Consider the following 22,394-nt stretch of genomic DNA (forward strand, 5'->3'; position numbering starts at 1 on the left):
ATTTTTTAACGACCAAAGTCTAAATTACAAGTCATTCTAAATGTTGTTATTTTGCAACAGTGATAATTCGAATTAAAAAATAGTAAGCCCATGGTGGGGCTACAGGAGTGTAACTATGGATGAGGCACAAGTAGAAAGAATTCTACAGAATCCCAAATTCAAAGAAATGGTACGTAGAAAAAGTACGCTGAGCTGGACCTTAACCGGCATCATGCTATTTGTCTATGTCGGTTTCATGTTGCTTGTTGGCTACAACAAAGAATTTCTATTGTCTTCAATTTCTGGCGGTGTAACGACCTGGGGTGTACCTCTAGGTATCGGTATCATTATTTTGTCTTTTATATTGTGCTGGGTGTATTCCTACATTGCCAATAACAAACTTGATCAGCTGAACAGAGAAGCAATTCAGGAAGTGGAAGCGATTACAAAAGAAAAGGGGCAACACTAAGATGAAAGGGATTTCATATCAAGCGCTTGCTGCTGCAGCGCTGACCTTGCTCAGCTCGGCAATGGCATTTGCTGGACCAGATCTGGGTGCTGCGGAGCAGCAAGCGACCAACTGGCACGCGATTATCATGTTTGTGATTTTCGTTGGAGCAACCTTATTTATTACCAAATGGGCTGCCAAACAAACCACAAATACCAATGATTTCTATACTGCCGGCGGCGGGATTTCTGGTTTCCAGAACGGTCTGGCCATTGCTGGTGACTTCATGTCCGCAGCATCTTTCCTCGGTATTTCCGCGATGGTGTTCCTGTCAGGTTTTGACGGGCTGCTGTACTCACTAGGCTTCATGGTGGGCTGGCCAATCGTTTTATTCCTGGTGGCAGAACGTTTGCGTAACCTGGGTAAATTTAACCTGTCTGATGTAGTGTCGTTCCGTCTGGAAGAAAAACCGGTGCGTACTCTGGCTGCATTAAGTTCACTGGTTGTAGTTGCGTTCTACCTGATCGCACAGATGGTGGGTGCAGGTCAGTTGATCAAGTTGCTCTTCGGTCTGAACTACAATATTGCTGTGGTGATTGTTGGCCTGCTGATGATGGCTTACGTAATGTTTGGTGGCATGCTGGCGACCACTTGGGTACAGATTATTAAAGCAGTAATGCTACTGTCTGGTGCGACGTTTATGGCTTTCATGGTCATGAAAGGCGTAGGTTTTAGTTTCACCAATATGTTTGAACAATCGATTCAGGTTTTCTCTAAAGTACATGACCTGAGCCTTGCAGATGCAACCAAGATTATGGGTCCAGGTAACCTGGCTTCGAATCCGGTCGATGCGATTTCTCTTGGTCTGGCGCTGATGTTTGGTACAGCAGGTCTGCCACATATCCTGATGCGTTTCTTCACGGTAAAAGATGCTAAAGAAGCACGTAAATCAGTGGTTGTTGCGACAGGCTTTATCGGTTATTTCTACCTATTAACCTTCATTATCGGTTTCGGCGCGATTCTATATGTAGCGAATAACCCACAGTTCCTGGACATTGCGAAAATGGCAATTACAGGCAAGCTAGAGCTGGTGGGTGGTAACAACATGGCTGCGGTTCACCTGGCAGATGCTGTTGGTGGTGACCTGTTCATGGGCTTCATTTCTGCAGTAGCATTCGCAACTATTCTTGCGGTAGTTGCAGGTTTGACCCTGTCAGGTGCTTCAGCAATTTCACATGACTTGTATGCAAACGTATTCAAGAAAGGCCGTACTACCCCTGAATCTGAACTGCGCATGTCTAAAATTGCGACTCTTGGTCTTGCGATCTTTGCAATGATCCTGGGAATCCTGTTCGAGAAGCAAAACGTTGCCTTCATGGTGGGTCTGGCATTCTCGGTAGCCGCATGTGCCAACTTCCCGGTACTGGTTCTGTCTATGTTCTGGAAAGGCCTGACTACACGTGGTGCTGTCATTGGTGGCGTGGTTGGTCTGGTGACTGCGGTAGTACTGATCGTACTGTCTAAAGCCGTTTGGGTAGATACTTTCGCAATTTCAGATACACCAGTCGTTCCATTTAATGGTCCTGCATTATTTGCAATGCCACTGTCTTTCTTCTGCTGCTGGTTCTTCTCCATCACAGACCGCTCAGTGAAAGCACAGGCAGAACGCAAAGCTTTCGATGCACAGTTTGTTCGCTCACAAACAGGTATTGGAATCTCGGGTGCATCTGATCACTAAGATCTGATGTCCTAAAAAAGCCTCCTGATGGGGGCTTTTTTTATAGCGATAGAATACTTGAGCTACCCAATGAAGAAGACGTTGGGATAGTTTATCTAAAGTTCAATACGCCCATTTTTAACTGAGATTTCAATGATTTTTATACAATCCTGTTTCTATCCATTAGCCAGATCATGCTATGTTAAGCCAGCGATAACAATAATGATGTGCGATAGGACATCAAGACAAATCTCATGAAGCACTCCTTGCTACGATTCTGGACCCATTTTAAGTATCTGCCTTCTGCCTGGCTGCTATGCCTGCAGTTACTGATTCTGATTCTGTCGATGCTGAGTTATGACAGCGTTTCTTATCGCGCGGGTACATGGATGCTGGGAGTGGTGGTCTTGCTGGTGATTGCCAAGGTAATTCGTCAGACTCCGATGTTTACCATTCTGGGACTCATCTTTGTCGCAGGGGCCATCTTCTTTTCGTCATTAATTGTGTTGGGGCTGCGCTATACCTGGATCATGATCGTCGCGCATCTGTTTGAAGCCAGTGCCTACTTCAGTGCAGCGTATGGCCTGTTACGTTATATGTTTCATGACCGTTATCTGACCAAAGACGAACTATTTGCAGCGGGAGCAGTTTTCACATTGCTGGCTTGGGGCTTTGCTTTTCTCTATAGCATTTGCCAGTTATGGGTACCTTACAGCTTTTCGGACCCAGATCTAAAAGCTTATCAGCCGTGGCTGGATCTGCTCTTTCTGAGTTTTAGTGTGCAGTCTGCTACAGGATTATCTGATGTGATGCCGGTCAGCCCGGTCGCACGGATGCTTGCCATTATCCAAATGTTTGTCGGGGTAATGTATCTGGCCTTGATTGTTTCCCGTCTGATTGCCTTACAGTATATTTCCCATCTTCCTAAACAGACTCATATACAACATAAGCATAGAAAGCCTGAGGAATAGAACGTACAGAGCTGCATAGCTTGGTTACAGTAACTTAACGGCTTTATTTTCCTGAATATTTTAAAATCTTAAGGTCCAAAACGTATCTTTGATCGTAATTCTCTCGATCAGAATGTTTTTACTTATCAATAATGATTCAAGCCTCCCGGCATCCAATCTATTAAAAAAATGGGGGATCTATGCCTTCCAAACCTTCATCCTGGTTTGCCAATATCAATCCGAATGTCTTTATTAGTACAGTGGTGATTATCGCCATTTTTTTGGGACTGGTAATACTGGCACCTGATTCATTCGACCTGTTGACCAAGCAAATGAATGCGTGGATTACCACTTCATTTAGCTGGTTTTATGTCCTCTCCGTGGCGATCTTCCTGATTGTCCTGATTTATATTGCCCTGTCTGATATGGGGAAAATCAAACTCGGGCCCGACCATAGTCAGCCAAAATACAGCCAGGCATCCTGGTTTGCCATGCTGTTTACCGCAGGTATGGGAATTGGCCTGATGTTTTTCGGTGTTGCCGAACCGGTTATGCACTATGTCACACCGCCTGCTGGTGAACCGGAAACTGTACTGGCCGCGCAGCAAGCTATTCGCGTGACTTTCTTCCACTGGGGCCTGCATGCCTGGGCGATTTACACCATTGTGGGTCTGTCATTGGCCTATTTTGCGTATCGACATAATCTGCCTTTAAAAGTTCGTTCTGCTTTATATCCACTGATCGGTAACCGGATTCATGGCCCGATCGGAGACGGGGTAGATACTTTTGCCACCTTAGGGACGGTGTTCGGCGTTGCGACAACTTTAGGTTTTGGGGTGACCCAGATTAACTCCGGACTAAATTATCTGTTTGGAGTTGAGCAGACACCCAGTACCCAGGTTATTTTGATTATCGCCGTCACTGTAATGGCATCAATGTCCGTATTTTTTGGTTTGGATAAGGGCATCAAACGTCTGGCTGAACTGAACCTGCTGCTTGCCTTACTGTTACTCATCTTTGTTTTTGTTACCGGGCCAAGCATCTATCTTCTGCAGACTACTATTCAGAATTCTGGACAGTATGTTGCAAACCTGTTCAGTATGACCTTTAATCTGTATGCCTATCAGCCTAGTGGCTGGATTGGTGGCTGGACCATTATGTATTGGGCTTGGTGGATTTCCTGGTCGCCATTTGTCGGGATGTTTATTGCCCGAGTATCCGAAGGCCGCAGTATCCGCGAGTTTATTGTTGGGGTTCTACTGATTCCTACCGGATTTACCTTAATCTGGATGGGCTTTATGGGCAATGCTGCATTATTCAGTATCATGCATGAAGCCAATACTAATCTGCTTGAAGCAGTACAACGTGACTCCTCTGTAGCGCTGTTCGAGTTTTTAGGCAATCTGCCATTTAATTCAGTCACCAGTATTATTGCTACGGTATTGGTTATCCTGTTCTTTGTCACTTCAGCAGATTCAGGATCATTAGTCACGGATTATCTTACTGCTAAAACCGAGAATTCACCGACCTGGCAGCGTCTGTTCTGGACTGTGTTAATGGCTTTATTGGCCATCATTCTGTTACTGGCGGGCGGGCTGGAAGCCCTGCAGTCGGCTACGATTATGAGTGCCTTACCGTTCACATTCATTATGCTGCTAATTTGCTGGGGACTGATTAAGGCCCTGCATCTGGATGTAACGAAAATGCATGCGCTACAAGCTGCACGTATTACCCCGCGGGCCATTCAGAACCCGCGTAGCTGGCAACAGCGACTCGGTTTAATTATGCATTATCCGCATACGCATGATGAAGTACGTGATTATATTGATACGATGGTCAGCAAAGCCTTTAACAGTTTTCAGGCTGAGCTAAAACGTCGTCACATCCAGGTGAAAATCTTTAAACTGGAAGACGGGATCGAGTTACGTGTCGATCATCAGAATGAAATGAACTTTATTTATCAGGTCATTGCTACCCAGACTTTAGCACCGAGCTTTATGCCGGATGCAGATTCTCCGCAGTCTTATCAGGCAGAAGTCTTTTTAAGGGAAGGGGGGCAAAATTATGATGTGATGGAATGGACTCAGGAAGATTTAATCCAGGACATCATTGATCAATATGAACGTCATCTGCACTTTTTAAGTCTGGTCCGTTCTCCAGAATAAATATTTGATCCAATAAAAAAGGACGCTGATGCGTCCTTTTTTTATTCAGTCACTAATTCAGAAATTAGAAACGGAATTTAGCATTTAAGCCTACAGTTTGTGTATCACGAACTACAGCATTTTGAGCAAGATTTGCTTCGTAGTTTGAGTTCACATAACTAGCACCTACAGCAACTGCTGGAGTGATGAAGTAGTTTACGTTTGCGCCCCAAGCTTTGTCTGGAGAGTTAGCGTAGCTAGATTCCATATAAGATGCACCAACGCTTAATTTAGGGTTGATGTACAAAGTAGTACCTAGGTTGTAAGCAGTATCTTCACCATAAACCAAGCCGCTTTCGAAGCCAAGTGACATGTTAGTGCCGTCAATTGCGCCTACATATTTAGTACGAGCAGTGATTGCATCTTGGTCTTCATCGATTGTGCGAGACTCAAGAGCAGCTTTAGCAACGCCGTTGTTGAACATATTGAAAGCGTCATAAGAAGTTTGGTCTGCAACGCTTGTGTAACCTACAGCTACCAGGAAGTTAGGAATAGGGAGTACACCTACTTCTAATGCATAACGGTCGCCATTGTCATCATTTTGGCCACCTTTACCATCAGTAATTGTATGGCTATAAGAAGCGCTTGCATAAGCAGGAACAACTTTAGTTGGGATGTAAGCTTCACCTTTTGCACCAAAAGTATGGTGTACAGTACGATCACCAAATTCTTGTCCGTTTTCGCCGTATGTATAAGCAGCAGAAACATTAGATGCCTGGTTGATGAAAGCAGCTTCAGCTAAAGGACCTTTAGAAGCGTCTACATCTTTGAAGTAGTAAGTACCTTGAACAGCGCCAGTGAAGTCTTTGTCATTCGCAGTGTTGTCGATGTACTCTGACTGACCTTGAACTTCAAATTGATATGCTTGAGCACCGGTCATGGCTAATAATAAAGCAGTGGCTAAACCGAGTTTTTTCATGATATTTACCATTTTGTTACAAAAGATGTACAACAGAAACGTATTGTATTGTAACAATTTATTAAGTCAATCTGATTTGAAATCGCTATTTTTTTGTGCAAAATCATTGTATTGATTTTGTTTAATAGTCTTCTAATTAGAAAATTTAGTTATTTTAGAAAAAAGCTTAAATAACAATGTTGTATACAAAATAAATTGTTAGATCTAATCAGGAAAATGAATTAATAAAGGATTTTTTGATTGTTTAATTAGTTTGAATAATGGATTTTAATTCAAAAAACCAATTTACTTATCATGAAAATAATCATGTTTACTACACTGAATTTAAGAAAAGCATAAAAACTGTAATATAAAACAAATTTATGAAAGAATTGGTCGGTTTAGCGACAAAATCAGGGTTATAATGTGATGTATTTCACTGTTTTGTCTATAAATTGTGATATGTCATAAATCCTAGTAAATTAATGTGCTTTACATTGTTACCAAATTGACTGATAATAAAAAAATCAGGTTAGAGTTCATGTTTTTACATGATAATTTGACTGATTCTCCACATATTTTTGTTTTTATCGGCCCAGCTTTCCCCAAGGTTGGGCTTTTTTTTTGCCTGAATTTTTTAGAAGCATCAGTCTACGAATTAGTTCATAAAAGAAGATTAGAAAAACTAGTATAGAAAGCCGTCAAAGATGATTCTTAAGTGCACCTTAATGGTGCATTATTTCAATTTAAAAATTGCTTCGTTCTATAAAGTTGCAAAAAAAAACCTCAATTTCTATATAAAATTGAGGTTTTTTCGCCAAAATTTGCGGGTAAATCAAAAAATCTGCTGAGGAATAATTTAACTCGCCCTAATGCAGTGCATTATGCACCTAATTGTTGCACGTGTAAATAGTTCAGAAAGCGAGTTTTTTAATTTTCTTATATTTTAAATTATGAAATTTTCATTCCTATTTATATTTTAGTGATAACAGATGAAAAATCCTGAAAATATAAAGAGTTAAAACCTTTAAGAACATAAGAAAAACCTTCTGAAAATCAAAGCAATTGGGAAGAAATATTGATGATGAGTAGGCGTTTATTTGTATAATCTATCTACTATTAAATGGGGAGTCCTTGATTCATGTGAAGGACTAAAAATCAAGATGAATACTTTGCGCTCTGAGAAAATCAGCAAACATCTGTACTGGTCGATGTCGATCATTATTTTATGTTTATTGTGTATTTGTATTCCCTTAATTATTGATAGTAGTCAACATTATTTAAAATCAAAACAAACCTATCAGCAGCTTGATGCCTTACAACAGGTCACCGATCTCTCCAATAAAATCTCCCGGGAACGGGCACCTGCCAACAAAGTAATGTCTAGCTCGGTTGAGGAATTTGCCAAACATCAGCAGGAGTTAAGCGATTACCGTCAGGAAGTCGATCAACAGATGCAAATTACGGCTCAGGCACTTGATCAGGTTGGTTTTAATCACCTAAGCCAGCAACTTTTATCTGAGTTAAAGCCTAGTCTGCAATATGGGCGTAAGCAGGTCGATCTCTATACTCAAATACCTCGCCCGGAACGTACTGCACAGGAAATGGATCAGGCCATTCTCGCCATGTTTAGTGCCTGGGATAGCAGTCGTAAAATTCTGAAAGGAGTAGTGATTGCCTCTGCTACGCCATCTGCCCGTTTGGATAATTACATGAGTGAAATCCTGTTTTTATCTGATCTCAGGGATCAATCGGGTCGGGTAGCGTCAAATGTCATGGCACATGTGACATTTGGAACCCAGATTCCAGAGCAAAACATTACCCGTTCCTTGCAGGTCCAGCATCAGGTACGCTACCTCTGGGATATTATTGATACGCTACAGCCTGTTCAGGACAAAACTGATGAATTTATTCGTTTACATCAGCGGGTCGGAACTGAATTTATCCAGCAAGGTTTACCGATTGTGGAGCGACTGATTGAAGATAGCCGCCAGCAGCGTCCTTATTATTTAACTGGAACCCAGCTGACTGAAGCCATTGTAGATAAATTTACAACAGTGATTGATTTGCAGAACTATTTACTGCAATACACCAAAGATGTGGCTATTAAGGAAATGCGCCATGGTCTGAATCATTTGATCTGGACAGTGGCCTTATCTGGAATTTCCCTGATTACGGCAATTTTGACCATGATTTTTGCGCGTAAACGCATCTTTATTCCTTTAATTCGCGCACGTAAAATTTTATTTGATTTGTCCACTGGGTCTGAACGGAAGCAAGCACAATCAAAACTAAAAACAGACCGGCCTACTGAATCCTTATTTACAGCAATTCAAAAACTGCAGCATACGCTGCAAGAGCGTGAAGCATTAGAATTTCGACTGAAAAATATTGCCCATTCCGATTCCCTGACTGGACTGGCTAACCGTTTTGCGCTCGATGAATATATCCGTTTTATGGAAGTGCATCCGACCCAATTTAAGCGAACCTGCCTGATGATTATCGACATTGATCACTTCAAACAGGTCAATGATCAGTATGGGCATATTATTGGTGATCAGGTCATTCAACTGGTTGCAGAGCGCTTAAAAGCCAATATTCGAGTTTCGGATCTACTGGTTCGCTATGGCGGAGACGAATTTCTGGTCCTGATTGAAAATATCGAGATGCAGCATGCTTTCATGCTAGCGAATAAAATCCGTACTGAAGTCGCTGAGCATTCTATTCTGACCTCAGCTGATGAAGATATTCATGTATCGGTGAGTATTGGGGTGGCGATTGGTGCAGAGTCATGGATTGCTTTACTGGAACAGGCTGATGACGCGCTATTTAAGGCTAAAGCGAAAGGACGTAATGTGGTGGCTGAGGTTTAAACCACTTAACTGAATTTTTTAAGCTAAACATTCTGAAGAGTCATAATTTTATAATTTATATTGTTAAAAAATAAAGTAAATTTCATTGAAGTTTTTAAAGAATATAAAAATTTAGGGGATCTTAAAATGAGTAAAAATTGTATTTTCTGTCAAATGGTAAAAGGGGAATTGCCATGTCATTTAATCGATGAAAATGATGATTTTATGGCATTTCTTACTATATTTCCCAATACATTGGGCGCAAGCGTGGTGATTCCAAAACAGCATTATTCCAGCTATGCCTTTGAACTGAGTGACCAGGTGCTGACAAATCTGGTTTTATATACCAAGCAGGTAGCTCTAAAATTGGATCGTTATTTTGATGACGTTGGCCGAACAGCAATGGTGTTTGAGGGATTTGGCGTCGATCATGTGCATGCCAAGCTATTTCCAATGCATCAGACTAAAAATACCCATGAAAACTGGCAGCCAATTAATTCTTCGATCGATAAGTATTTTGATGCTTATGAGGGATATATTTCATCACATGATGCTCGAAGGGCGGATGATCAAACGCTGGCACAATTGGCTGAAAATATTCGCTTAATTGCATAATGAAAAATAAAAGCCCCTCTTTTAAAAAGAGGGGCACTCCCTCCTTTGAAAAAGGAGGGTTGGGGAGGATTAAATTACTTCAACAATGGCTTTAAGAATTTCCCTGTATGTGAAACTTTGACCTTTACGACATCTTCAGGAGTGCCTTCCGCGATAATCATACCGCCACCAGCACCACCTTCAGGGCCAAGGTCTACCACCCAGTCTGCAGTCTTGATCACATCCAGGTTATGTTCAATCACAACAATGGTATTCCCTTTATTGCGTAGCTCATGCAGGATGTCCAGCAGCTTGGCAATATCATGGAAATGCAGACCAGTGGTTGGCTCATCCAGGACATACAGGGTTTTACCGGTATCCCGTTTGGCCAGCTCACGTGCCAGTTTTACCCGTTGTGCTTCACCACCAGAAAGGGTCGTCGCTGACTGACCTAAACGGATATAGCTCAGACCAACCTGATGCAAGGTTTCCAGACGACGATGAATCACTGGAATCGCATCAAAGAAATGCATGGCATCTTCAACGGTCATCTGTAATACATCGGAAATATTCTTGCCTTTGTAGTTCACTTCTAGCGTTTCACGGTTATAACGCTTGCCATGACAGGCGTCACACGGCACATACATATCAGGCAGGAAGTGCATCGCCACCTTGATCATGCCATCACCTTCACAGGCCTCACAGCGTCCGCCTTTCACGTTAAACGAGAAACGGCCGGCGGTATAACCCCGCGCTTTGGCTTCCGGAGTCTGTGAAAATAGTTCACGAATTGGAGTAAACAAGCCGGTATAAGTTGCTGGGTTTGAACGTGGCGTACGTCCAATCGGGCTCTGGTCAATATCAACAACTTTATCCAGAAATTGCAGACCATCAATTGAGTCAAACTTCTCAGCAGTCAGCGTGGTTGCACCATTCAGCTGAGTCGCTGCCAGTGGCAACAGAGTCCGGTTAATCAACGTAGATTTACCAGAACCTGAAACACCGGTGACACAGGTCATGATCCCTAAAGGAATGGTCAGATCGACTTTCTTCAGGTTATGCCCGGCAGCACCCATCAATTTGATCTGTTCTTCCGGTTTTGGTGGCTGAACCCGTTTTTTCGGCACTTCAATTTTCAGTTTGCCAGACAGATATTTACCGGTCAGGGAATCTTTATTTTTAGCGAGTTCCTGATAGGTACCTTCTGCAATCACATGGCCACCATGCACACCGGCACCCGGACCAATATCAATAATATGGTCTGCAGCACGAATTGCATCTTCATCATGTTCGACCACTAAAACGGTATTACCGAGATCACGCAGACGAATCAGGGTTTGTAACAGGCGATCATTATCACGCTGATGCAGACCAATCGAAGGTTCATCCAGCACATACATCACACCCATGAGGCCAGCACCAATTTGTGAAGCCAGACGGATACGCTGTGCTTCACCACCAGACAAGGTTTCGGCAGAACGGGACAGACTCAAATAGTTCAGACCGACAGATACTAGGAAATGCAGGCGTTCACGGATTTCCTTGAAAATCTTGTCCGCAATTTCACCACGCGCACCTTCCAGATTAATGCCCTGATAATAGCTCTCGGCATCGCCAATCGACATGCGAGTAACGTCGGCAATGGTCTTGTCCAGAATTTTCACATTACGCGAGATTTCATTCAGACGTGAACCATCACAAGCATCACAGGCAGCATTAGAGAGATACTGCGCCAGATCATCACGCACATAATTGCTTTCAGTTTCGCGGTAACGGCGTTCCAGATGCGGCAAGATACCTTCAAATGGCATCACCCGGTTATGACGACGACCACGTTCATCAATATAGCTCAGGTCAATTTTTTCTTTGCCGGTACCGTAAAGGAATTTCTTCTTGGTGTTGGCATCCAGTTCATTCCAAGGCGTTTCTAGAGAAAAACCAAAATGCTCAGCTACTTTTTGCAGCATGCCATAATAATATGGACGCTGACGGTCCCAGCCACGAATCGCACCCTGGCTAATGCTGACCTCCTGATTGGGAATCAGTTTGTCTGCACTGAAATGGCTGCGGGTACCCAGACCATCACAGACCGGGCAGGCACCGAAGGGATTGTTAAATGAAAACAGGCGTGGCTCCAGTTCTGCCACAGCGCGGTCACATTCCGGACAGGAGTGTTTGGCAGAAAACACGCGATCATCATTTTCGCCTTTCATCCAAGACAGGATCGCGATATCACCACCGAGACGCAGTGCAGTTTCAAAACTTTCTGCAATCCGGTTACCAAGATCATCACGTACCTTAAAGCGGTCAACTACGACTTCAATAGTATGTTTTTTCTTTTTGTCCAACTCAGGTGGCGGATCAATTTCCATGATCTCGCCATCGACACGTGCACGCACAAAGCCTTGGCTTTGCAGTTGCTCAAATAACGCTGTGTACTCACCCTTACGTTCACGCACGACAGGCGCTAACAATAACAGCGCAGTGCCTTCTTCCAGTTCTTTAACCGCATCGACCATTTCAGTTACGGTCTGTGCCACCATGGGCAGATCGTGTTCCGGACAGTAAGGTGTACCTACGCGTGCATAGAGCAGACGTAAATAGTCATAGATTTCGGTAATGGTACCTACAGTCGAACGCGGGTTATGACTAGTCGATTTCTGTTCGATAGCAATGGCTGGGCTTAAACCCTCAATCGAATCAACTTCCGGCTTTTCCATTTGCGAAAGGAATTGACGCGCGTAGGCAGACAGAGATTCTACATAACGGCGTTGACCTTCCGCATATAACGTATCGAATGCCAGTGAGGACTTACCTGAACCAGACAGTCCCGTAATCACCACAAACTTGTCGCGTGGAATATCAAGGTTCACATTTTTCAGGTTATGGGTACGTGCACCTCGAATACGGATGTGACTTTGGCTCATGCAATGATCCTAGAAAATTCATCAAAAACCTTTATATGATACCGAATGAAAAATGTTCAAGTGCAAATAAAAGTATTTTAAACGTCAAGTTGTGTCGGATATTGGTCAAAAGATCAGTACTAAAGCAACTGGGGGAAAATGTAGATTAGATTTGCTCTTTTCCAAACATCTAATGGATGAAATTTCATGATGCATAACTCCATCGAAATTAGCTTCACTTTCCATCATTTAGGGTTTGGCTTAAAAATAAAAAAGCCCTGTATTAAACAGGACTCAGTCAATAGAAACTAAAATTAATCATCCAGACCTAGCCATTGGCGTTGTTCATAAGCACTATCCCAGAACAGCCATTCCAGACGTGCTGCATGGGTATAGGCCTGATGCATTTTTTCCAGGGTATCGGCATCGACCCGCGCTGCCACCCGATCCACAGTAGCAATTACATTGCGTACCGCTGTATGAAAATCCTCACCGGCATAGGTATCAATCCAGGCCTGATACGGATTATTCGGCGCTGCCTTATCGACAATATCCTTACCCACTTCTGCATAGATCCAGAAACATGGCAAAAGGGCAGCTAGAACCACCGGATAACTTTCTGCCCAAGCCGTTGCCTGTAAATAAGAAGTGTAATGATGGCAGGCCAGAGTCAAAGGTGTATTTTCAAATTGGGTTTTGCTGATGCCAAAATCCTGCATAAAGCCATCATGCAGGCTGCGTTCGACTACAATGGCAGTTTTAGCGGCCTCACTAAACTGGATCACGTCATCTGCTTCAAAAGCTTTGGCTGCACAGACTGCCAGTGCACGACCATAGGCCAGTAAATAATGCGCATCCTGAATTACATAATGACTAAAAGCTTCACGGCTTAATGTTCCCTGCGCCAGTTGCTGGTTAAAAGGCAGCGCCAATGTCTTTTGATAAAGTCCGAGATTACGTTGCCATACGTCTTGAGAGAAACCCATACTGAAATCCTTAGCAGTTGAAGTCAAAACATCCAGCACTATAGCAAAGATGAATCTGTTTAAAAGATCAGCAAATCTGAAAAGCAGAAAATACTTAAAAATGGTTCAGGAAGTGCTTTGGTTTATGCGGCAAAAGTTTCATAATTGGGACAACTTTTAGTCTTAGTATTTCTCTACGTTTAAAGAAATGCATTTAATGAAATTTATCTAAGGTCGATATATATGTTGAAACACTTTGGTTTCTCAATCGTATTTTCGATCGTGTGCCTTGGTTTGTCTGCTTATTGGGGATTTACCCATGGTCCGGAAGCGGGCCTGCAAACCATGTTCACAGCACTGACCATTACCGCTATTCTGGCGATTATGGAAGTGTCGTTGTCATTTGATAACGCGGTTGTCAATGCATCCGTCCTGCGCGGTTGGGATCATTTCTGGAAAATGATTTTCCTGACGGTCGGGATTCTGGTTGCAGTTTTCGGGATGCGCCTGATTTTCCCGGTGGTCATTGTGGCCGTAACTGCGGATATGGGCTTTATGGAAGTGGTGCAGCTCGCCTTAAATGCACCCAAAGAATATTCGGCCAAACTGATGGCACATCATGCCGAAATTTCTGCCTTTGGTGGTGCCTTCCTGATGCTGGTATTCCTAAACTTCTTCCTGGATGAAGAAAAAGACACCCACTGGTTCCGCATGCTGGAACGCCGTCTGGCGCATCTGGCAAACGTTCCGGCGATGTCGGTCTTTATTACCCTGATTGCTTTATTAATCATGGATTTCCAGGTTGAAGAAGCAAAACGTCTGGATGTTATTCTGGCCGGGATCTGGGGGATCGTGATTTATATCGGCGTACAGGTCCTAAGCCATATGCTAGGCGGGGAACCGGAAGTAGACGAAGAGGGTAATGCCGTTCGTCACGATGCTGAAGGTGTACCGACTGGCGTGGTGAAAGCCGGTTTTGGTGGCTTTCTGTACTTAGAAGTGCTGGACGCCTCTTTCAGTTTTGACGGTGTGATCGGTGCCTTTGCGATTACGTCTGACGTGGTAATCATCATGTTAGGCCTGGCCATCGGTGCGATGTTCGTACGTTCCATGACTATTTATCTGGTCGATAAAGGCACGCTGGATGCTTATATCTATCTGGAACATGGCGCACACTATGCGATTGGTGCTCTGGCATTTATCATGCTGGCAAGCAGTACCGGTGTACATATCCCTGAAGTGGTAACTGGTCTAATCGGTGTGGCTTTCATTATCTGGGCAGTCATTGCTTCAATCCAATATACCAAGCGTCAGTTATTAAAAGCAGGCAAATAGTCCTGTGATCGCTGAACAGAAGCGTAGCTCCGGCTACGCTTTTTTATTTTTCAGATAGCCCTCATCTTTATTTCAAATAAAATTCATGCATTCCTTTGAGCAGAATGGCCTATAATCTGCGCATCAAGATTAACTAACTCGATCGCCAGACTTTATGATGAATGCCTTAGAACGTCGCTCGACCTTTGCCCTGAGCAGTATTTTCGCACTGCGCATGCTAGGGTTGTTTATGATCATCCCTGTATTCTCTGTAGCAGGGCAGTCATATGAATATGCTACGCCGGCACTGATTGGTCTGGCGGTGGGTATTTATGGCCTGACACAGGCCATTTTACAGATTCCGTTTAGCCTGATTGCGGACCGTTATAGCCGTAAGCCACTGGTGGTTTTAGGCTTGTTACTATTCGCTCTAGGTGGTGCGATTGCTGCAATGTCTGACACCATTTATGGCGTGATCATTGGTCGTGCGATTGCCGGTGGTGGGGCAGTTTCAGCAGTGGTAATGGCCTTATTGGCTGATGTGACCCGTGAAGAAAACCGCATGAAAGCCATGGCGGTGATGGGCATGAGTATCGGCCTGTCCTTTGTGGTGGCCTTTACCATGGGGCCGTGGGTGACAGGACTGGTCGGCATTTCTGGTCTGTTCTGGGTGACTACCGTAATGGGCTTGGCTGCGATTGCGATGCTGTTGATGGTTCCTAAAGTCACTCGTCATCATAAAAATTTTCAGCAAGGTTATGTAGAGCAGCTAAAACAGGTCCTGAAAATGGGAGACCTGAACCGTCTGCATATTTCAGTATTCACCCTGCATTTGCTACTTACAGCGATGTTTATTTATGTGCCATCGCAACTGATTGAAGTTGCTGAACTGCCATTATCGAGCCATGGCTGGGTCTATCTGCCGCTGCTGGTCGTGAGCTTGTTTTTTGCCTTCCCAAGCATTGTACTGGCAGAAAAATACCGCAAGATGCGCAGCATTTTCCTGACAGCGATTGGCAGTATTATCCTGGGTCTGCTGATCATGATTTTTGGTTTTGAGTCTAAATATGTGCTGATCGGTGGATTGGGATTATTCTTTATTGCTTTTAATGTCATGGAAGCCTTACTGCCCTCCTGGCTATCCAAAGCAGCCCCGATTCAATCTAAAGCTACTGCGATGGGCGTGAATGCCAGCAGTCAGTTCCTGGGCGCGTTTTTTGGCGGGATTATCGGTGGACAATTGTTGTTACTCAACAACACTTCGCTCGGTTGGAGTATTTTATCGGCTATTGCTATAATTTGGCTGCTCATGAGTTTTGGGTTGGCTCAACCACGCTATCTTTCATCGCTCGTGCTTCGTCTGCCAGAGAGTAAACAAACAGATGAATGGACTTCTCAACTTTTGGCGATTCGTGGTATTGAAGAGGTTGTGGTCATGTCTGAACAGCAAGTCGCCTTTGTCAAGGTCGATAAACAGCAGGTTGATGATGTTTCGCGACAACAATTAACGCACTTGTTAGGTAAAGAGGTAGCCATTTAAACATAACTCTTATAAAGTAAAATATAGAAATAAATAGGAAGTGTACGTCTGATGCGTGGTGTTAATAAGGTCATTTTAGTTGGTACTTTAGGTCGAGATCCTGAGACCAAAACTTTCCCAAATGGTGGTTCTCTCACTCAATTCTCTATCGCAACCAGCGATTCATGGACTGATAAAAATACGGGCGAACGTAAAGAGCAAACCGAATGGCACCGTATTGTGCTGCATAACCGTTTAGGTGAAATTGCACAGCAATATCTGCGCAAAGGTTCTAAAGTTTATATCGAAGGTTCATTACGTACCCGTCAATGGACAGATCAAAGCGGTCAAGAACGCTACACAACGGAAATCCGTGGTGAGCAAATGCAAATGCTGGATTCTGGTCGTCCACAAGGCGAGCAGGGCGATAACGGGTTTAACCAGCCACGTTTTAATAACAATAACCAGGCTGGCGGTTATGGCAATAATTCACAAGGCGGTTATGGCTCAGCGCCTCAGCAAGGCGGTTTTAACAATAATCAGGGCAGTGGTTATGGCAACAATAACCAAAATAACCAGGGTGGTTATGCGCCGAAGTCTGCACCTGCTCCAGTAGCAGCACCTGCAGCCGATCTGGATGATGATCTTCCTTTTTAACCCGATATCAGAAAGGCAAATCATCATGAAAACCCGCCATTTGGCGGGTTTTTCATATCTAGGTTCTTCTATTTTTTCACGGACACCCACATGGTGATCACTGCCCGAAATATGACTTCTTCTGCAGTATCTTTAATTTCTACATTGACCAGATAATCGCTGCCTTCGTTCCATATAAAGTTAGGCTCGGCGGGTGTCGCAATCGCGATCAGATCAGTAGTGGCTTTTTTGACATATTCGACCTGCATACCCTTGGGAATCCAGCGATGAGTTTTCGGAACGGTTGCATCGGTCATGGTGCCGCCTGCCAGTTCAGCCATGTTACACATGGCAATCGCGTGTACAGTGCCTAAATGATTCAGCACGGCACGATGTTTCTTAATGCTCACTGCGCAATATCCAGGCTTTAAATCTTCAAACAGTGGAGAAATACTGCCGAAATAGGGTGCTTTTAGACAAAGTAATTTAGAAAAAAGATATTTACCGGCTGGCTTATTTTCTAGGCTTTTCCAGATTTTTAGGGCTTGGCTCATTTATAACTTCCTGTATATTATTTTTTAATCAGAATAATATTCTCATACAGAATATTATTCTGTATTGGCGCATCTGACAAAAACCAGACATCAGGCTGCCAGCCTGCTTTTAAAAATAGAGAGGATTTAAATATTAAAGATGCAAAACATGGAATTGCTGGAAAGGATTTTTAAGGGAAGACGGGCTTTACTCAAACGTCAGATTCTGGAATGCTCATTGACAGAATTTCTGCGTACAGGCATTGCTGCGACTACGATTGAAATGATTCGTGATCAGGCCGATACCAGTATCGGGGCGATCTATCATCATTTTAAAAACAAGGAGGGGATCATTGCAGCACTGTATATTGCAGCGCTCACAGATCAGTCAAAGCAGCGTTTGCAGGCTCTGTCACAAGTTCAGGGTATTGAACAAGGCATACAGGCGGTGATTCAGAGTTATATCGATTGGGTCGTAGCGTATCCTGATTTTGCCCGCTTTCTTTATGCCGCGCATCATACAGTTCAAAGCAGTGATTTCAAAAAGGAGTTACAGCAGTCGAATCAGCAGCGCAATCAGGAATTAAAGCAATGGCTGGCTCAGCAGGCAGATATCGGGCAATTACAAGCTGTTCCCTTAGAACTGCTTATGTCACTGATCATTGGACCCACTGAAAGTTATTGCCGGAGCTGGTTATCTGGTCGAGTTCAAACCTGCCCTAAATACTATGCGGCAGCCTTAGCAAAATCGGCCTGGCAATCTATACAGCATTTTCAAGAAAGTGAAGCCGCCAAAATCGATTAAACAAATCAGAAAGATAAAAATAAAAGGAATTATAAATCTAAAAAACCGATAGTTTTTATGAAAAGTTACGGTTTTACCTGTTGGTGGTTTTTGCGTATTCTTAACTACATCAAATGAACACACACTTTCACGAATAGATAGGAATAAACTTATGAGTTTAATCAATACTGAAGTTAAGCCATTCAATGCAACTGCTTACCACAATGGCCAATTTATTGAAGTGTCTGAGCAGGACATGAAAGGCAAATGGTCTGTAGTATTCTTCTATCCTGCTGACTTCACATTTGTTTGTCCAACAGAATTAGGCGATCTTGCTGATCAGTATGCTGAATTCCAGAAACTGGGTGTAGAAATCTACTCAGTATCTACAGACACGCATTTTACGCATAAAGCTTGGCATGACACCTCTGACGTAATTGGTAAAATCCAGTATCCAATGATTGGTGATCCAACCTGGACATTGGCGAAAAACTTTGAAGTGCTGATTGAAGCTGATGGTTTGGCGGATCGTGGTACTTTCGTGATCGATCCAGACGGTAAAATCCAGATCGTTGAAATCAACGCGGGTGGTATCGGTCGTGATGCGCAAGAACTGCTTCGTAAAGTAAAAGCGGCTCAATATGTACACGCTCACCCAGGTGAAGTATGTCCGGCAAAATGGAAAGAAGGTGAAGCGACTCTTGCTCCTTCAATCGACCTGGTCGGTAAAATCTAATTCGATAACACGTTATCGAAGTTGAAAAAACTCAGCCCTCAGCGCTGGGTTTTTTATTGTCTACCGGAATTGAAATAACAAACTTAAATGGTATAACCTCTATGACCTTCTGCCGCAGCACGCAAGCCTTCAACCAAATGTTCAATCAGTTTTTCCATGACCAGACGCTGGCCTTTGCGTGAGACATAGACCAGTTGGACAGTACCCATATTGGAACACCATTCTGGCAGGATGTGAATCAGGCGACCTACTTTCAGATCTTCTTCCACGGTTAAATAAGGCAGATCGGCAATGCCCAAGCCATCCAGTGCAGAATAATACACACCAGCCAGATCATTACTTTTGATTCGCGGTTCCAGTGGAATATCCATTTGTTCCTTGTTATTCGTGTGATATAGATGCCACTGATAATGCTGTTTTTGAGTGCCGAGAACGATAGTAGGAAAATTATTGATTTCAGTTGGATATTGTAGCTGTTGACTCTTGAGCAGTTCCGGGCTGGCGACCAGACAATGCGTAGTTTTAATCACATCCCGAACCACGATGCTGGAATCTTCATTGGCCTCAAAGTTGGTGCGGATGGCAAGGTCAATATCATCATGCAGTACATCGACGCGGCGGCTGGTGATTTCCATTTCGACCTGTACTTGCGGATAGGCTTTTAAGAATTCATTCAGTAACTGGCGAATCTGGAAACGCATCATCACTGAAGGGCAGCTGAGCTTGACCAAACCTTGCGGTTCGCTTTTCTGCTTGAGTAGGACACTATGGGCACATTCCACCTGCTGAATCAGCTTTTCACATTCCTGATAAAATTCTTGACCAAGTGGTGTCACTTTAAAATGCCGGGTTGAACGCTGAATCAGGGTAACGTTAAAACGTGCTTCCAGTTCCAGAATACGACGACTGAGTTTGGACTTGGTGATGCCAGAGGCGTCACTGGCTGCACTAAAACCACCATGCTTTACCACTAGGTAGAAATAATAATAGTCATCAAAAGAATGCACGTTTCACCTCAATCGCCCTGTGTTTATGCCATATCCATCATAGGGGAAATCTGACTTGGGCTATATATTTTCTAGCAAAATCTCATTTGATTTTTATACTAAAAAGCGACCCATGGGCCGCTTTTTTAAGTTGTAGCAGATTATTTCTGTGTTGTGTTCTGGTTATAGCTATTGATCAGGTTACGGTAATCTGGGATATGGTTGCTGAATAAAGTACCCAGACCTTCAATATCATTACGCCAGTCACGGTGCAGTTCACAAGCCATGCCAAACCAGGTCATCAACTGCGCACCCGCCTGAGACATACGATTCCATGCCGAGTCACGGGTCAGATGATTAAAGGTACCTGAAGCGTCAGTCACCACGAATACGTCAAATTCTTCTTCCAGTGCAGACAGAGCAGGAAAAGCCACACAGACTTCAGTCACGACACCAGCAATAATCAGCTGTTTCTTACCTGTAGCTTTTACTGCTTTGACAAAGTCTTCATTATCCCAGGCATTGATCTGGCCAGGACGGGCAATGTACGGTGCATCCGGGAACATGTCTTTCAATTCAGGTACTAGGGGACCATTTGGACCCTGTTCAAAACTGGTCGTCAGAATCGTTGGCAGATTGAAATATTTTGCCGCTGCAGCCAGTGCCAGCACATTGTTCTTGAATTTGTCCGGGTCAATATCACGTACCAGCGATAGCAGGCCAGTTTGATGATCGACCAGCAATACAGCTGCATTGTCCTTGTCTAAACGCACATAGGGTTTTGCCATTTTTATTTTCCTCTAATGAAATCAGGTGAGCAGATCAGCCACTGATGGCGACATGCGGTGATTGCATGTTAGAGATAAAAATAGGACAAATTAAGTCTAAGTTCCGGGACAGTTAATCTCAAAAATAGAATAATGGGAAAATTAAAATAAAATTCAGTATTTATTGGTGACAATTTTCATGATTTAAACCTACTATTGTCTTATATTTGGGATACTGCATTTCAGTAGCCTAGTATCGAGTACTGCCTGTAAAGCATACAATGGCTGCATGTTCATCCTATTGTATATAGGAGTAAAAGATGAAAAAAGTCATTGGTGTCTACCGTAATCAAAACATGCACTGGGTCGGTGACGGCTTCCCGGTGAAAAACCTGTTTTCTTATGATCGTCTGGGGCAGGCCATTAGCCCATTTCTACTGCTGGACTATGCAGCGCCGTATCATTTTGCATCGACTACTGAGCAGCATGGTGTAGGTTCGCATCCGCATCGTGGTTTTGAAACTGTAACCTTGGCTTATCAGGGTGCAGTGACCCACCAGGACTCCAGTGGCGGTGGCGGTACGATTCAGACTGGTGATGTGCAGTGGATGACCGCAGGTGCCGGGGTGGTGCATGAAGAATTTCATTCCCCAGATTTTGCTCAAAAGGGCGGTCTGTTTGAAATGGTTCAACTCTGGGTCAACTTGCCAGCCAAAGACAAAATGACTGCACCACGTTATCAGGCCATTACTGCAGCCGAGATTCCACGGATTGAAATGAATGAAGGTGCAGGACATATTCGGGTGATTGCCGGAGAATTCGGAGGTCATTATGGCCCTGCGCATACCTTTAGTCCGGTAAATGTCTGGGACGGCGAGCTAAAAGCAGAGTATGAAACTACGTTACATGTACCTCTCGGACATAATGCTTTGCTGGTTGTACTGGCGGGTGAGCTGGTGGTAAATGGCAGTCAAAAAGTCCTGGATAGCTCTATTGTCATGTTTGCGCGCGATGATGATCCTGAAATTCAGCTACAGGCCTATCAGGACACTAAATTTCTGCTCTTGACCGGTGAGCCGCTGAATGAACCTATTCAAGGCTATGGCCCATTTGTGATGAATACCAAGGAAGAAATTATTCAGGCATTTCAAGATTTTAATCAGGGTAAATTTGGTGAAATCGCGGTACAGGCCGAATAATACAGTCAGTCTTAAAACAAAGAAGCCTCTGCACAAGCAGAGGCTTTTTTTCTAATGCGCTGGAATTTCTTGTCGTTTTTACGAGTTTCTGGGATAAATTCATTTTGTTTATCTCTATGAATTTATCTCTTTCTTATGCTGCATATTATAGGGTATTTCGCAGTCTTTGTAAACCGATGATTAAAAAATCGGTTAATTAAGCCATTTGTTTTTTAAAGATTTATTTTTAAATATTTAAATATGACGAGAGTTTAAGTCACTCTATATAAAGACGTTTTTTGCTATTCAAAAAATGTAATTTATTTGTAAAGTTGCGTTAACCTAGACTTACGAAAAAAAAGTATTCTGGAAGATTTTAATAACCTATTTGCTGAAAGCATGGTTCATAATTTCTTTTAGTTTTTCAA

The 22,394-nt window shown here is 43.4% G+C and carries 18 protein-coding genes; 12 read left to right on the plus strand and 6 right to left on the minus strand.

Annotated elements, in window-relative coordinates; all coding sequences use genetic code 11:
- Nucleotides 1–115: 115 nt before the first annotated feature.
- The 4 genes from FTU00_RS00595 (at nt 116) to FTU00_RS00610 (ending at nt 5,259) form a co-directional block, all read left to right on the plus strand.
- Nucleotides 116–448, plus strand: coding sequence for a DUF485 domain-containing protein (locus tag FTU00_RS00595; protein ID WP_004781535.1), 333 nt, complete (start codon nt 116–118; stop codon nt 446–448).
- A 1-nt stretch (nt 449) separates the two neighbouring features.
- Complete coding sequence (locus FTU00_RS00600) at nt 450–2,165, plus strand: cation acetate symporter (RefSeq protein ID WP_180104662.1); 1,716 nt, start codon at nt 450–452, stop codon at nt 2,163–2,165.
- Nucleotides 2,166–2,398: 233 nt separating this feature from the next.
- On the plus strand, nt 2,399–3,115 hold the full coding sequence (locus FTU00_RS00605) for an ion channel (RefSeq protein WP_159123809.1): 717 nt from the start codon (nt 2,399–2,401) through the stop codon (nt 3,113–3,115).
- 179 nt (nt 3,116–3,294) lie between these two features.
- Nucleotides 3,295–5,259: a choline BCCT transporter BetT gene (locus FTU00_RS00610; protein ID WP_180017244.1), complete on the plus strand. Its 1,965-nt coding sequence runs from the start codon at nt 3,295–3,297 to the stop codon at nt 5,257–5,259.
- A 64-nt stretch (nt 5,260–5,323) separates the two neighbouring features.
- On the opposite strand, the gene omp33-36 is transcribed toward FTU00_RS00610, so the two are convergent.
- Nucleotides 5,324–6,217: a porin Omp33-36 gene (gene omp33-36 / locus FTU00_RS00615; RefSeq protein WP_180178880.1), complete on the minus strand. Its 894-nt coding sequence runs from the start codon at nt 6,215–6,217 to the stop codon at nt 5,324–5,326.
- A 1,142-nt stretch (nt 6,218–7,359) separates the two neighbouring features.
- On the opposite strand from omp33-36, the gene FTU00_RS00620 reads away from it, so the two are divergent.
- Both FTU00_RS00620 and FTU00_RS00625 read left to right on the plus strand, forming a co-directional pair.
- Nucleotides 7,360–9,069 (plus strand): GGDEF domain-containing protein, encoded by a 1,710-nt coding sequence (locus tag FTU00_RS00620; RefSeq protein WP_180178881.1) that lies wholly within the window; start codon nt 7,360–7,362, stop codon nt 9,067–9,069.
- 126 nt (nt 9,070–9,195) lie between these two features.
- Complete coding sequence (locus FTU00_RS00625) at nt 9,196–9,663, plus strand: HIT family protein (protein WP_180178882.1); 468 nt, start codon at nt 9,196–9,198, stop codon at nt 9,661–9,663.
- Between the two features lie 74 nt (nt 9,664–9,737).
- On the opposite strand, the gene uvrA is transcribed toward FTU00_RS00625, so the two are convergent.
- Entirely contained in the window at nt 9,738–12,569 is a 2,832-nt protein-coding gene (gene uvrA, locus FTU00_RS00630; RefSeq protein ID WP_180178883.1) for an excinuclease ABC subunit UvrA, read from the minus strand.
- Between the two features lie 293 nt (nt 12,570–12,862).
- Nucleotides 12,863–13,534 (minus strand): thiaminase II, encoded by a 672-nt coding sequence (gene tenA, locus FTU00_RS00635; RefSeq protein WP_180178884.1) that lies wholly within the window; start codon nt 13,532–13,534, stop codon nt 12,863–12,865.
- A 222-nt stretch (nt 13,535–13,756) separates the two neighbouring features.
- Here tenA and FTU00_RS00640 point away from each other — a divergent pair, with 222 nt between their 5' ends.
- From FTU00_RS00640 to ssb, 3 genes are all read left to right on the plus strand, one after another.
- A complete protein-coding gene (locus FTU00_RS00640) occupies nt 13,757–14,848 on the plus strand; it encodes a DUF475 domain-containing protein (RefSeq protein ID WP_004781554.1) in 1,092 nt (363 codons plus the stop codon).
- Nucleotides 14,849–15,002: 154 nt separating this feature from the next.
- The gene (locus FTU00_RS00645; protein WP_180178885.1) at nt 15,003–16,367 is read left to right on the plus strand and encodes an MFS transporter; all 1,365 of its coding nucleotides are present in this window, start codon (nt 15,003–15,005) and stop codon (nt 16,365–16,367) included.
- 51 nt (nt 16,368–16,418) lie between these two features.
- Nucleotides 16,419–17,003, plus strand: a complete 585-nt coding sequence (gene ssb, locus FTU00_RS00650; RefSeq protein WP_180178886.1) for a single-stranded DNA-binding protein — start codon at nt 16,419–16,421, stop codon at nt 17,001–17,003.
- Between the two features lie 68 nt (nt 17,004–17,071).
- On the opposite strand, the gene FTU00_RS00655 is transcribed toward ssb, so the two are convergent.
- Nucleotides 17,072–17,536, minus strand: a complete 465-nt coding sequence (locus FTU00_RS00655; protein WP_180178887.1) for a hotdog fold domain-containing protein — start codon at nt 17,534–17,536, stop codon at nt 17,072–17,074.
- A 139-nt stretch (nt 17,537–17,675) separates the two neighbouring features.
- Between FTU00_RS00655 and FTU00_RS00660 the strand changes: the two genes are divergently transcribed.
- Both FTU00_RS00660 and ahpC read left to right on the plus strand, forming a co-directional pair.
- The gene (locus FTU00_RS00660; protein WP_180178888.1) at nt 17,676–18,320 is read left to right on the plus strand and encodes a TetR/AcrR family transcriptional regulator; all 645 of its coding nucleotides are present in this window, start codon (nt 17,676–17,678) and stop codon (nt 18,318–18,320) included.
- Nucleotides 18,321–18,471: 151 nt separating this feature from the next.
- A complete protein-coding gene (ahpC, locus tag FTU00_RS00665) occupies nt 18,472–19,035 on the plus strand; it encodes an alkyl hydroperoxide reductase subunit C (RefSeq protein WP_005232609.1) in 564 nt (187 codons plus the stop codon).
- Between the two features lie 83 nt (nt 19,036–19,118).
- Here the strand turns inward: ahpC and FTU00_RS00670 are convergent, their stop codons facing one another.
- Together FTU00_RS00670 and ycaC are read right to left on the minus strand one after the other, a co-directional pair.
- Complete coding sequence (locus tag FTU00_RS00670) at nt 19,119–20,042, minus strand: LysR substrate-binding domain-containing protein (RefSeq protein ID WP_180034253.1); 924 nt, start codon at nt 20,040–20,042, stop codon at nt 19,119–19,121.
- A 140-nt stretch (nt 20,043–20,182) separates the two neighbouring features.
- The gene (gene ycaC / locus FTU00_RS00675; RefSeq protein WP_180002495.1) at nt 20,183–20,809 is read right to left on the minus strand and encodes an isochorismate family cysteine hydrolase YcaC; all 627 of its coding nucleotides are present in this window, start codon (nt 20,807–20,809) and stop codon (nt 20,183–20,185) included.
- 299 nt (nt 20,810–21,108) lie between these two features.
- On the opposite strand from ycaC, the gene FTU00_RS00680 reads away from it, so the two are divergent.
- A complete protein-coding gene (locus FTU00_RS00680; protein ID WP_180002496.1) occupies nt 21,109–21,987 on the plus strand; it encodes a pirin family protein in 879 nt (292 codons plus the stop codon).
- The last annotated feature ends 407 nt before the right edge of the window (nt 21,988–22,394 follow it).

Origin of the sequence: Acinetobacter sp. YH12041 (genome assembly GCF_013419975.1) — a bacterium.
Taxonomy (GTDB): domain Bacteria; phylum Pseudomonadota; class Gammaproteobacteria; order Pseudomonadales; family Moraxellaceae; genus Acinetobacter.

Bases quoted from the DNA above. Each gene is read 5' to 3' on its own strand.
- FTU00_RS00595 (WP_004781535.1), top strand. From the start codon at position 116: ATGGATGAGGCACAAGTAGAAAGAATTCTACAGAATCCCAAATTCAAA.
- FTU00_RS00600 (WP_180104662.1), top strand. From the start codon at position 450: ATGAAAGGGATTTCATATCAAGCGCTTGCTGCTGCAGCGCTGACCTTG.
- FTU00_RS00605 (WP_159123809.1), top strand. From the start codon at position 2,399: ATGAAGCACTCCTTGCTACGATTCTGGACCCATTTTAAGTATCTGCCT.
- FTU00_RS00610 (WP_180017244.1), top strand. From the start codon at position 3,295: ATGCCTTCCAAACCTTCATCCTGGTTTGCCAATATCAATCCGAATGTC.
- omp33-36 (WP_180178880.1), bottom strand. From the start codon at position 6,217: ATGAAAAAACTCGGTTTAGCCACTGCTTTATTATTAGCCATGACCGGT.
- FTU00_RS00620 (WP_180178881.1), top strand. From the start codon at position 7,360: ATGAATACTTTGCGCTCTGAGAAAATCAGCAAACATCTGTACTGGTCG.
- FTU00_RS00625 (WP_180178882.1), top strand. From the start codon at position 9,196: ATGAGTAAAAATTGTATTTTCTGTCAAATGGTAAAAGGGGAATTGCCA.
- uvrA (WP_180178883.1), bottom strand. From the start codon at position 12,569: ATGAGCCAAAGTCACATCCGTATTCGAGGTGCACGTACCCATAACCTG.
- tenA (WP_180178884.1), bottom strand. From the start codon at position 13,534: ATGGGTTTCTCTCAAGACGTATGGCAACGTAATCTCGGACTTTATCAA.
- FTU00_RS00640 (WP_004781554.1), top strand. From the start codon at position 13,757: ATGTTGAAACACTTTGGTTTCTCAATCGTATTTTCGATCGTGTGCCTT.
- FTU00_RS00645 (WP_180178885.1), top strand. From the start codon at position 15,003: ATGATGAATGCCTTAGAACGTCGCTCGACCTTTGCCCTGAGCAGTATT.
- ssb (WP_180178886.1), top strand. From the start codon at position 16,419: ATGCGTGGTGTTAATAAGGTCATTTTAGTTGGTACTTTAGGTCGAGAT.
- FTU00_RS00655 (WP_180178887.1), bottom strand. From the start codon at position 17,536: ATGAGCCAAGCCCTAAAAATCTGGAAAAGCCTAGAAAATAAGCCAGCC.
- FTU00_RS00660 (WP_180178888.1), top strand. From the start codon at position 17,676: ATGCAAAACATGGAATTGCTGGAAAGGATTTTTAAGGGAAGACGGGCT.
- ahpC (WP_005232609.1), top strand. From the start codon at position 18,472: ATGAGTTTAATCAATACTGAAGTTAAGCCATTCAATGCAACTGCTTAC.
- ycaC (WP_180002495.1), bottom strand. From the start codon at position 20,809: ATGGCAAAACCCTATGTGCGTTTAGACAAGGACAATGCAGCTGTATTG.
- FTU00_RS00680 (WP_180002496.1), top strand. From the start codon at position 21,109: ATGAAAAAAGTCATTGGTGTCTACCGTAATCAAAACATGCACTGGGTC.